The 11,617-nt window shown below is 61.0% G+C and carries 12 protein-coding genes; 7 read left to right on the top strand and 5 right to left on the bottom strand.

The window, feature by feature from the left end; all coding sequences use genetic code 11:
- Window positions 1-17: 17 nt before the first annotated feature.
- From OS889_RS09535 to OS889_RS09505, 7 genes are all read left to right on the top strand, one after another.
- On the top strand, window positions 18-800 hold the full coding sequence (locus OS889_RS09535; RefSeq protein WP_372389399.1) for an ABC transporter ATP-binding protein: 783 nt from the start codon (window positions 18-20) through the stop codon (window positions 798-800).
- Between the two features lie 2 nt (window positions 801-802).
- On the top strand, window positions 803-1,594 hold the full coding sequence (locus OS889_RS09530; RefSeq protein WP_372389396.1) for an ABC transporter permease: 792 nt from the start codon (window positions 803-805) through the stop codon (window positions 1,592-1,594).
- The gene (locus OS889_RS09525; protein WP_372389394.1) at window positions 1,585-2,370 is read left to right on the top strand and encodes an ABC transporter permease; all 786 of its coding nucleotides are present in this window, start codon (window positions 1,585-1,587) and stop codon (window positions 2,368-2,370) included. Before OS889_RS09530 ends, OS889_RS09525 begins: the two co-directional genes overlap by 10 nt.
- Before the next feature lie 112 nt (window positions 2,371-2,482).
- Window positions 2,483-3,118 (top strand): IS6 family transposase, encoded by a 636-nt coding sequence (locus OS889_RS09520; protein WP_372388799.1) that lies wholly within the window; start codon window positions 2,483-2,485, stop codon window positions 3,116-3,118.
- 148 nt (window positions 3,119-3,266) lie between these two features.
- A complete protein-coding gene (locus OS889_RS09515) occupies window positions 3,267-4,355 on the top strand; it encodes an amidohydrolase family protein (RefSeq protein ID WP_372389392.1) in 1,089 nt (362 codons plus the stop codon).
- A complete protein-coding gene (locus tag OS889_RS09510; protein ID WP_372389390.1) occupies window positions 4,352-4,732 on the top strand; it encodes a Rieske (2Fe-2S) protein in 381 nt (126 codons plus the stop codon). The genes OS889_RS09515 and OS889_RS09510 overlap by 4 nt, the downstream gene beginning before the upstream one ends.
- 71 nt (window positions 4,733-4,803) lie before the next feature.
- Window positions 4,804-5,811 (top strand): malate dehydrogenase, encoded by a 1,008-nt coding sequence (locus tag OS889_RS09505; RefSeq protein ID WP_372389388.1) that lies wholly within the window; start codon window positions 4,804-4,806, stop codon window positions 5,809-5,811.
- A 237-nt stretch (window positions 5,812-6,048) separates the two neighbouring features.
- On the opposite strand, the gene OS889_RS09500 is transcribed toward OS889_RS09505, so the two are convergent.
- The 5 genes from OS889_RS09500 to OS889_RS09480 all read right to left on the bottom strand — a co-directional run bounded on the left by OS889_RS09500 (window position 6,049) and on the right by OS889_RS09480 (window position 11,467).
- On the bottom strand, window positions 6,049-7,074 hold the full coding sequence (locus OS889_RS09500) for an ABC transporter substrate-binding protein (protein ID WP_372389387.1): 1,026 nt from the start codon (window positions 7,072-7,074) through the stop codon (window positions 6,049-6,051).
- 66 nt (window positions 7,075-7,140) lie between these two features.
- Window positions 7,141-8,112, bottom strand: coding sequence for an aminopeptidase (locus OS889_RS09495; RefSeq protein ID WP_372389385.1), 972 nt, complete (start codon window positions 8,110-8,112; stop codon window positions 7,141-7,143).
- Window positions 8,113-8,226: 114 nt separating this feature from the next.
- Window positions 8,227-9,720: a tripartite tricarboxylate transporter permease gene (locus tag OS889_RS09490; RefSeq protein ID WP_372391594.1), complete on the bottom strand. Its 1,494-nt coding sequence runs from the start codon at window positions 9,718-9,720 to the stop codon at window positions 8,227-8,229.
- Window positions 9,720-10,307: a tripartite tricarboxylate transporter TctB family protein gene (locus tag OS889_RS09485; RefSeq protein ID WP_372389383.1), complete on the bottom strand. Its 588-nt coding sequence runs from the start codon at window positions 10,305-10,307 to the stop codon at window positions 9,720-9,722. Before OS889_RS09485 ends, OS889_RS09490 begins: the two co-directional genes overlap by 1 nt.
- A 92-nt stretch (window positions 10,308-10,399) precedes the next feature.
- A complete protein-coding gene (locus tag OS889_RS09480) occupies window positions 10,400-11,467 on the bottom strand; it encodes a Bug family tripartite tricarboxylate transporter substrate binding protein (RefSeq protein ID WP_372389382.1) in 1,068 nt (355 codons plus the stop codon).
- Window positions 11,468-11,617 lie beyond the last annotated feature (150 nt).

Raw genomic sequence — 11,617 nt, 5'->3', positions numbered from 1 at the left:
ACAGAGGTGTGGTATTGATGGACGGACGAGTCACGATTTCCGAACTCGAAAAGGTGTACGGCGAGGGCGCAGAGCGAACGAAAGCGATCGAGGACCTCTCGTTCGAGGTCGACGGCGGCGAGTTCGTCAGCGTCGTCGGGCCCAGCGGCTGCGGGAAGAGTACGCTCCTGTACCTCATCGCGGGCTTTCTCGACGTGACGAGCGGCACCATCTCGGTCGACGGCAACCCGATCCAGGGACCGGGCACGGACCGGGGCGTCGTCTTCCAGGACTACGCGCTGTTCCCCTGGCGGACCGTCTTCGAGAACGTCACCTACGGCCTCGAAGAGGACGGCGTCCCGAAGGAAGAGCGCCAGAGCCTCGCCCAGCAGTACATCGACCTGGTCGACCTCGACGGGTTCGAGGACAAGTACCCCAAGGAGCTCTCCGGGGGGATGAAACAGCGCGTCGGCATCGCACGCACGCTCGCGTACGAACCAAAGATCCTGCTTATGGACGAGCCCTTCGGCGCGCTCGACCAGCCGCTTCGCGAGGCCCTGCAAGATCAACTGATCGACATCTGGAACGACGTCGGGAAGACGATCGTGTTCATCACCCACGACGTCGAGGAGGCGGTCTATCTCTCCGAGCGCGTGATGATTATGACGCGTCACCCCGGGACGAAAAAGACCGTCACCGAGGTCGACCTCGATCGCTCGGGCTCGCGTGAGGAGATCGTCACGTCCGACGCCTTCGCCGAGTACAAGAATACCGTCTGGAAATCCCTCCACGAGGAGACGAAAACCGAGGTGACCCTGTAACCGTGCGATACGCGACCTCGCGACGCATCGAAGGGCTCCCGGCGCCGTTGCAGCGCGCCGCACAGACGCTCGTCGACTGGATCCCGCTGGCGATCGTCGTCGTCCTGTGGGACCTGGTCAGCGGCGCGATCGTCGCGACCGCCGTCCTGCCCGCACCGGCAACGGTCGCCGGCGAGATCGTCGACCTCTTCGTCACCGGCAGCGTGTTCTCCCACCTCTACATCTCGCTGTTCCGCGTCGTCGTCGGGCTCGCGTTGAGCATCCTCGTCGGCGTCCTCCTCGGAATCGGGATGGCGCGCTCGGACCCCATCGAGAACTTCTTCGACGTGTTCCTCGCGATGACCTACCCGATCCCCAAGACCGCTCTGGTGCCGCTTGCGATCCTGTGGCTCGGCGTGGGGACGAGCACCGCGATCCTCATCGTCTTCCTCGCGTGTCTCCTCCCGATCGTGCTCAACGCGTACAACGCCGCCGGCAACGTCGACCAGAACCTCATCTGGTCGGCGAAGATGATGGGGACCGAAGGCCGCGACGTCCTGCTCAAGGTCGTCTTCCCGGCGACGATCCCCGAGATCCTGACGGGGGTTCGACAGGCCGTCCCGATCGCGTTCATCGCCCTCGTGAGCGCCGAACTCATCGCGTCGAATCAGGGGATGGGCTACCTCATTCTCACCTCCGGACAGATCGGTAACTACCCGCGGATGTTCGCCAACATCGTCGTCATCTCGGCGGTCGCCTTCATCGCCGTCCGCCTCTTCGAGGAGGTCAGAGAGAGGTGGTTGGTATGGACGTGACCGCCGACGCGAACCCGCGGTTCGATCTCTCGAAGGCGGTCGAGATGGCGAAGTCGGTGTACTCGCTGGTCATCGTGTTGGTCCTCTGGGAAGCCGTCGCCCAGCTCGGACTGATTCACTACTACTTCCTCCCGCCGCTTTCGGACATCATCCTGCGGTTCGTCGAGCTGACGCTCAACGGCCAGATGCTCTACAACGCGTATCTCACGCTGATGCGCGCGCTCGTCGGACTCGCCATCGCCACGGTCTTCGGCGTCGCCGTCGGCGTGCTGTCGGCGCGGAACGACCTCGTCGATTGGTTCTTCGATCCGATCATCAAGATCGGATACCCGGTGCCGATCATCTCCCTGATCCCGGTGTTTATGCTCTGGTTCGGCATCGGCGACATCTCGAAGATCATCATGGTCGCGGTCGGGACGTTCTGGCCCGTCGCGGTCAACGCCCGCGACAGCACCCGTCAGGTCGAGACGAACCTCATCTGGTCGGCGAAGATGATGGGGACGAACGACCGCCGCCTGCTGTGGCGGGTCGTGATGCCGGCCGCGCTCCCGGGCATTCTGACCGGCTTCCAGATCGCGATGCCGCTGTCGCTCATCATCACCTTCGTCTTCGAGATGGTCGCCGGCGGCGGCGGTCTCGGCGCCCTGGAGATCGCGGGCGTCCGGTCGTTCGAGTCCACGCAGGTCTACGCCGCGATCATCGCGATTATGCTCATCGGGATCGCCCTCGACCGACTGCTCCGGGTCGCCCGCGGTCGGCTCCTGCACTGGACCTGAGGCGTCTACCTCTCTCTCGCGTTTCGCCCCCGTTCTCTTCGCTCGCCGGCGGCCCGTATGGCACTGTTCAGATAAGATCGAAAAGTGAGGCGGTCGTAGTTCGTTGGTGCCTATGCAAGAACCGGACCGCCTCACCGGAGGTAGCGACTTTCCAGAGTTAGGTTTTGTGGAGCGAGAGGCGACACCCGAGTCGGCAATGAAGCTGGGTATCCAACTGCATTTGGCGGGATTATCGCTGTCGGATACCGTCTCTGTTCTTGCAAGCCTGGGTGTCGATCGGTGTCGTTCGACCGTTCACAACTGGGTTCAGAAGGCAGACCTACAGCCTGCCGAGGGACAGAATCCGAATTACGTCGCGGTTGATGAGACTGTAATTCGAGTGAATGACCAGCGCTACTGGCTGTTTGCGGCGGTCGATCCCGACACGACTCGCCTGCTGCACGTGCGACTATTCCCGACCAGGACCCAAGCGCTGACCGAGATGTTCCTTGCGGAACTCCGCGAGAAACATCTCGTTTCCGACGCGATCTTCCTGGTCGATGGCGCACCCTGGCTCCAGGCGGCCTGTCACCGCCACTCGCTCCGATTCCAACACGTCACCCACGGGAATCGGAATGCCATCGAACGCGTGTTTAAAGAGCTGAAACGCCGAACTGAGGCGTTTGCAAACCACTTCAGACACGCCGATCCGAACACTGCAGAAGCGTGGCTCCAAGCATTCGCCGTCTGCTTCAATCAGCTAATCTGAACAATGCCCCGTATTCTAGCGCAAAAACATAAATGGTCGTCCATCAAAGATACGACCGTATGCCAGCCATACCCAGGCACGTTCGGACGGAGTCGAAACGCCCTCCAGCGGTCGCGAGCGCGACGGCAGGTGAGCAGGAGGGAGACCGATGATCGACGCCGAGTCGGAGCTCGTCGTCGACTGCGACTGGCACTACCAGGACTCGTTCAAGGAAGTCGCCGAGTACATGCCCGAGCCCTGGTACACCAAGTACAAGAACAGCAACTGGGACGACGCCGGCGTGAAGCAGAACCTCAGTTCGTTCTTTCCGACGTCGACGGGGGATCGGCAGAACTACGGGAAGGTCTTGCGCGAACACTCGAACTACCCCGAAGAGCCCGAGGACCCCGAGCGCGTCACCGAGGGAATGGACTTCCTCGACATCGACGTCTCCCTGCAGATCTCGCATCTCATCCTCGCGATGGGCGGGGTCACCGCCGACGACGAGCGCGTCCAAGCGTTCACCAAAGGCTACATCGAGTACATGCTCGAAGAGGTCCTGGACCCCGACGAGGGCGTCTACGGCCTCGCCCCGATGCCCTACGGCGACGTCGAAGCCTCCCTCGACATCTTAGAGCGCGTCGAAGACGAGGAAGCCTACGTGGGCGCGTGTTTCGTCACCGCGGGCGCGAGCCCCCCGCTCGGCAATCGGAAGTACGACCCGATCTACGAGCGCTGCGAGGAGATGGACTTCCCCGTCGTCTATCACACGGGCGGATCGGGTCTCGACGAGTACGTCCGCGCCGGCTACCAGGAGATGATCGAGACCCACACGCTCGGCTTCCTCGAATCGAATATGTCCCAGATCGTCAGCGTCGCCTGCCAGGGCGTCCCCGAGAAATACCCTGACCTCGACATCGTCTTCATGGAATCGGGCGTTACGTATATTCCCGGCCTGGTGAGCCGGCTGGACGAAGAATATCTCAAGCGCCCCGAGGAAGCGCCGCTCTTGGATACGCGTCCCAGCGAGTACATCACTGATTTCTACTTCGGCACTCAGCCACTAGAAGTCTCCGCGCGCAACGATCTCTTGGAACTGTGCTTCGATATGATCGGCACCGATCGCCTGCTCTATGCCTCCGATTACCCCCACTGGGACTTCGACAGCCCCTCGATCATCAACGAACTCCCGATGCTCGACGACGACGAGCGTCGAGCCATCCTCGGCGGCAACGCCCTGGAGGTGTTCGAGATATGAGTGATGCGGAGAATCTGGTCGAGGTCGGGCCCGCCTCGGAGTTCGAGGACGGCGACGCGGAAATCGTCCAGGTCGGTCGCGCGGAAGTCGGCGTCATCCGGGCAGAAGGAGAATTCTACGCGATCCGCAATCAGTGCCCCCACGACGGCGGCCCCGTCTGCAAGGGCAACGTTCAGAAAGAACTGGTCGGCGAATTCAAAGGCACGGGCAAGCGCGTCGACCAACAGTACAGCGACACGGACATCATCTCCTGCCCCTGGCACGGCTGGTCCTTCGAACTCGATACCGGCATCCACATCGGCGACGACCGCATCCGCGTCCCCACCTACGACGTCGTCGTCGACGACGGCATCGTCTACGTCGATAAGGGCGACTGAACGGGGCGCGTTCGGGGGACTTCAGAAATCCCCGGGGCAATCTACTTGTGTCCGAGCGGTAAGGTTCGGATATGCACGTTGCGATCATCGGCGGCGCGAGCACGATCGGGACGACCGTGGCGTACACGCTGTCGGGGCTGGCCCCGAGCGTCGACGTCTCGCTCGTCGATATCAACGAGGGAGCCGCGTGGGCCCACGGGACCGACATCGAACACGCGAGCTACCACTTCGCGCACGCGCCGGGCGCCGTGCCCGGCCACGACACGGAGTCCGTGGGGACGATCCGGTCGGCGACGCCCGACGAACTCGGGGCCCTGGACCCGGACCTGCTCGTCTTCAACGCGGCGGCGCCACAGCCTGACGACGCCACCGATCCGAGCGCTCGGGAGGCCGAACTGGAGCGGAACCTCTCGATCGTCCGGGACGTCGCCGAGGACCTCCAGTCGCTGGATCCGACGCCGCTGTTGGTGGTGACGAACCCGATCGACCGGCTCGTCTACCACTTTTATACCCTGTTGGAGTGGCCGCGGCGGTGTTTCATCGGCTACTCGCTCTCGGAGACCGCCCGGATGGTCGACGGCATCGCCGACCTCGTCGACGGTCACCGGAACGACGTCTACTGCCCGATGATGGGCGAACACGGCGAGCATATGGTCCCAGTCTTCAGCCGGGCTCGCGTCGACGGCGACCCGCTCGACGTCACCGAGTCCGAGCGAACAGAGCTGATGGAGTACGTCCGCGACATCCCGTTCGACATCGCCGAGGAGCGCGGCGTCGACGAGACGTCGCGGTGGGTGACGAGCGCGGGCGTCTCGCGGGTGGTCCGCGCGATGGCCGCCGCGGACGACGACGTCCCGATAGACGGAACGCCGGCGGGCGTCGAGCCCGCGGGCGACGACTGGACGTTCTGTCTGTCGACGCCGCTCGACGGCGAATACGGCTTCGAAGACGTCTCCCTCGGCGTCCCGGTCGACCTCGATGCCGACGGCGTCGCGGCGATCCACGAGTGGGACCTCGCAGACGACGAGTCGGCGGAACTCCGGCGGGCCTACGAGTCGGTGCGGGCAGACCTACCCTGACGCCGGAGCGACAGCGAGAAAGCGTGGGTGGCGGCCGGTGGTCAGCGGTCGACCGCCGGGGGTGGATTTTCGGCCGAAAGCCGATCACGCGGGGGTGTCTGGGGTGCCTCTGCGTTCCCGCGTGATGCGTTCGTTCGCCGACAGCGCCTCGCGACGATCCGGGACCGGCTCGCGGCGTCCGCGGCTGCGAGTGCGGCTCACGCCGCGGGATGGCCGCTCCGACCGTCGAACCGGAACTCAGTTCGAGGGAACGTATTCGTTGGTCGCGTACTGCTGGACGTCGAAGCTTTCCTCGACGAACCCAAGGTTGACGAGTTCGTCGATCGCGAACTGGAGGCGCTCGTAGTCGATCGTGATGTCCTGTCGGTAGTAGTCCTGGTTCGTGAGGAAGAACCCGTCAACGACGGCCTCCGGGAGCTCGAAGTACTCCGCGGCCAGCGAGACAACCCTGTCGCGGTTGTCGTAGCAGTACGTGACCAGTTCGTCGAGATCCTCGCCGAACGCACCGATCGCATCGCCCTTCTGATCGAGTGAGTTGTTCGAGGCGACCGTGTAGGCGAACGGGTACGCCTCATCCCAGAGGTCCTGGCTCGAGTACACCTCGTTGAAGCCCTCGGATCGCGCCGCGACGGCGAACAGTGCCGGGAAAATACCTGCGTCGATCCGGCCGTCGTTCATCGCCGAGACGAACGTCGGGAACGGCAGTTCGACGATCTGGGCGTCGCTGCCGTACTCGAAGCCCGCCTGTCGCGCCCCCTTCCGTAGAACGGCGTGGGTTCCCGTCCCCTGGGCGTTGACGCCGACGTTCTTCCCTTCGAGGTCAGAGATCTCGGAGATGTCAGTGTCCGGGTGGGCATAAATCTTGAATCCGTACCACTCGGGGTGGGCGTCCCAGAAGTCCGTCGAGATCATCGAGATGTTTCCGGGGACAGCCTCCTGACGCACGGCCGACGCGTAACTCACCGTCGTGAGCAACGCCATATCGACCTCGCCGGCCGCCATCGCGTTCAGCGAGTCGGGGGTACTCTCATTCCGCGTGACGCTGAGTTCGTACGCGGAACCTAGGTTCGACAGTTCGTCTTGGATCTCGGGAATCGCGAAGAGCGAGCCCAGATTCTCGACCGGAACGGTGTACGCGAGGCCGAGTTCAGTGGTCCCGCCACCCGTGATGCTGGAACAGCCGGCGAGTCCAGTTAGTCCAATTGTTCCCGTCGCTGCGCCGGCCTTCAGGAAAGACCGGCGGCCTGTGATATATTGTACCATCACTCGTAGGGTATTAGCGATAGTATATAAATTATGCCAGTTCTTTCGTGAACAACTTGCCGTAGATCAGAGCAGGATCTCGCGATCCTCCACCACTAGCTCGCCATCGAGATACAACGAAGCATCGTCCATCGTGATGTCGAAGTGAAGGGGTGTGCGAGTCTCGCCGCCGATGTTGCTGCTTGTTCCCAGCCCCACGTGGACGGTACCATAGACACCGTGATCATTGATTACACCACCGGTAAATTCGGTGAGGCCCGGGTTCGTTCCGACCGCCAACTCGGCCACGGTCCGGACCGCCGGATCGTCGTATTTATTCCAGGTCCGTTTCACCTTTCGGGCAGCATCACCGCCCTCCAGTTCGGTCACTGTACCGTCTTCGACCTTGATGGTTAGCGCTTCATCTAGCCGTCCAATCCCAAGATTAGGTATTGAACCGTCGAAGACAGCCCGGCCATTAGTCCCAATCGGCGAGGGCGTCACGTTTGCCTCGGTCGCGTATGCGGTCGTGAACTCACCAGGGTTCTCCACGAGACTCGTGAACGCGTTCCCATCACGGCCGCTCAGATCGAACGTCAGATCGGTCCCCTCGTCAACGACTCGCGCTGACTCGGACTCAGTAAACCGACGAGCAATCGCCTCACACTCTGTCGCCGCCTCGTGGAAGTCGATCTTCAAACCGTCGTTGACCAGCGTTTCGGGGGAGAGCTGTCCCATCGCGAGGACGCGGGCGTCGTTCTCAAGGGCACGTTTCACAGATGCCGAGTGAGCGATCGCCCGCGTCGGCACCAGCATAATTACGTCGGCTTCGAGCATCGCTGCGGCGACCGTCTCAGGCGGTTCGTTCCCATCCTCGTCCAGAATGTCCATCAGCGTGACGGTGGGATCAGCGCCGGCGCCGGCGGCCGCTGTTGCGAGCCGTTCCGTGGTGTCTGCGGTTCGCCAGTCTCCGACAATCAGGACTTGTTCTCCCGGCTTGACTCCAGCACACGTCTCGACGATAGTCGCTGCTCCATCGATTTCCTCGACTAATGCCATATCCGTACTGCAGTACAGGACCGCTTAACAGTAACGGTAAATTATGTTAAATTTTCCTTTTTGAGGTGGTCGCGAGCAAGATGCCCCGGTTGACATCCCACTGAGGGGGTCGCCTCAGGACGTCGCCTCTCTTCGCCCCCACCGGTTTTTGATCACGGGGGCGAAGAGAATCGCGAGAATCGCGACGATCAAGACGATCGAGAGCGGACGTGTGAAGAAGACAGGTATGTCCCCGCTCAGTTGCATCGACCGGTATAGGTTCTCCTCAACGATCGTCCCGAGGACAATTCCCAATACGAGCGCGATGATTGAGTAATCGTGTTTACTCATATAGAATCCGAGGACACCGAACGCGAACACCGAGAGGACGTCGAACCAGTTGCCGCGCAGGCTGAATGACCCCAGCACGGCGAAGATGATCACGAGGGGAATGATGTATGTGGTGTCGATACGGGTGATGATCCCCGCTCGGGTGAACAGCAGTACTCCCGCGACGAGGATAACGATGTTGCCTAGCAGAAGCGCGAGGAAGATGCTCTGAGTCACGTACAGGTTTGTCGTGAACAGGTCTGGGCCGGGCCTAATGCCGTGCATAAGGAGACCGCCGAGCAGCACGGCCATCGAACCACTACCCGGAATCCCGAACGACAACGTCGGGATGAGAGACCCCGAGACAGTTCCGTTGTTGGCTGCCTCCGAAGCGATGACGCCTTTCGGATCCCCGTTTCCGAACGTGCCCTCCTCGTTATTCGACCGCATTGCCTCCCCGTAGGAGATGAAATTCGAGATGGAGGCGCCCGCTCCCGGAATGGCGCCAATTAGACCACCGATGAGCGCCGATTTGATTGTCGTAACCGGGTTGTAGATTACCTCCTTCGCGCCGGTGAGGACGCTACCCTCGACTTCTATGTCACCCTGAGCGATTTTCCCCTCCTGTTCGTTGGCAAGTTTGATCATCTCGCCGATGGCGAACACGCCGATGAGGGCGACGACGAAGTGAATGCCATTGTACAGCTCGTAGAGCCCGAGTGTGTAGCGGGGTTCGGCGGTCATCACAGGGAGTCCGATACTCGTCAAGAGTAGTCCGAACGCGCCGGCAGTCAACCCCTTAACCATCGACCCTTCGGCGACTATCGTTATCAGCGCCAGCCCGAGGATTGCGATCAGGAAGTACTCAGGAGAGCCGAAGAGCAGGACGATGAACACCAACAGGGGAGAAAGGAAGATGAGGAGCAAAATCGTGAACGCCCCGCCGAACGCTGAGGAGATTGCAGATATTGACAGGGCGTCGCGGGCTCTTCCCTGTCTCGACATCGGATATCCGTCGAACGTTGTCGCGGCCGCTGCGGCGGTCCCCGGCGCGTTGATAAGGATGGCTGCGACGCTGCCTCCGTACATCGCCCCGCTGTAGATACTGATGAGCAGCAGAACGGCGGAGATACCGTCGATCTTGATAGTGAGCGGAAGGACGACCGCCATCCCAAGATTCGGGCCGAGTCCGGGTATCATCCCGATCACGGTCCCGAACAGGAGACCGAACAGGATCCAACCGATAGTGGGCCAACTAGTGACGATGTCGAACGCTCGTATGAGTGGAGCGACTTCGATCACAGCAGCCCTCCCTCAAAGAGTATCCCGCCATCGATATCGAGCAGCAGGACGGTCATAAAGGTATACGCGAGTACGAACGACACCGCGGATAAGATCGCCGCGTAGCTCAAGCGAACGCGGAACCAGACGAGATAGGCGAAGACGAACACAGGGGTCATCCACAGCATACCTACCAAGAAGGACGCAAGGATGTACCCGGCCATCAACAGCACTGTGATGAGACCGGGGTTCGAACCCCAAAGCAGGTCCTCAGACGGCTCCGCTTCTGCCTGCTCTGCCTTTGCTCGTTGCGCGGCCTCCTCTGCGATCTCTTCGGTCGACTCCGCGCGGACGTCCTCGTTGACAATGCTCACAGAAGTCGTAACGTACTGCTGAAGGAAGCCGGGAAGATAATTTCGGAACAGTAGGAGCGACGCACCAATAATGGTCATCGCCGCCATAAACCGTGGAAAGAAGGCAGCCGCCCAGCTGAAATCGTAGGAGCCGATGAACATATACCCAGCGACGAGGAGCATAATCATCAGCATCACCTGCTCGGAGTTCACCCGCGACGACGCACGTGAGAGACTGTCTGATTTTCCCATATTGATAATGTGTCGTGAACGATCTTCGTACCGGTTATTCTCTCCTCGGTGCCGTCGTCCGAACGGTGTAGGTATGAGCCAATCCTCTCATCTTATCCCCGTAACTGTTCAATGTCGACCTTCTCCGGAATCTCCTCGTAGGCCTGTTTGATGAGGTCATCAACGTACTGCGGCCCGCCGATAAACCGGAGGGGGTTCCCAGTTTCCTCAGACCAACTCTGGAGCTCGTCCGAGTTAATCGCCTGTTCGACGAGATCAGCGAGCTTCTGCACGCGTTCATCGGGTGTCTCCGGCGCGGTGAGGAAGAACCGTCCAATCTGGCCGGCGTAGTCGATGTTGGGGTAACCATACTCCGTGTGAGGTTCGAGATCAGGGAAAACAGCGCTGCCCTCTGACGTCAGTGCCGCGACTACGTCGATGTTGCCTGTATCCTCGATGCTCTGCGCAGTTGTCTCCGTGACGATCCCCGCGGGCAATTCCCCACTCGCCACTGCCTGTCCGACTGGCCCCGACCCGTCGTAGGGAACGTAGTTCTCCCACGGAATCTCGAAGTCGTTCTTGAATAGCAGGGCGATCAGGTGCGTCGGGCTTCCTGGTGACATCCCGCCGATGGATTCGAATTCTCCAGACTCGTAGCGCCCTGCGAAGTCCTCGAAGTTCTCGACGTTGTGTTCGGTGTTCGTGATCACAACCATCGCCGTCGTTGCGTGAGACGCGATCCCCCGGAATTCGGAGAGTTTGAACTCCGTCTGGTCAACGAGCGTCGTCGTCACCTCGGGAGTATTCATCGGCGCGACGCTGTAACCGTCTGGCTCGGCGTTGTAGAGCTCGATGCCACCGCGCATACCTCCAGCGCCGGTGATGTTTTCGAACTGGACCGGGACTCCTGCGATATCGGCCGCCTTCGTCCAGACCTTCCGGGCGTAAATATCGGTACCGCCACCCTGGCCGAACGGGATGATCGCCCGGATCCGCTGGTCGGGGAACTCGCTGCTGCTCCCACCGCTCGCTTCGGTGCTTCCGCCCGAGCCACTATCCATAGAGCCGCTATCCGTGGAGCCCCCTCCACCATCGGAACCTCCTCCTGAACAGCCGGCGACGCCGGCGACGCTGGTGGTGGCAACCGATGCTAGAAACTTACGTCTGCTACTTCGTGACATCACCTATTGTGTTAAAATATATGTAAATAAATGTTTGGGTGGTATATAAGTCCCTCAATATTGGTTATGTCTATAGAGAAATAATAGTTACAAAAAGCAAAACAATATTTTGTCGTGATAAAATTAGGTATTATTCCGTTAGGCAGTATG

Source organism: Halobellus sp. MBLA0158 (assembly GCF_041477585.1).
Taxonomy (GTDB): Archaea; Halobacteriota; Halobacteria; order Halobacteriales; family Haloferacaceae; genus Haloquadratum; species Haloquadratum rubicundus.
The sequence above is the reverse complement of the archived record's forward strand: the minus strand, read 5'-3'. Positions and strand labels throughout refer to the sequence as shown.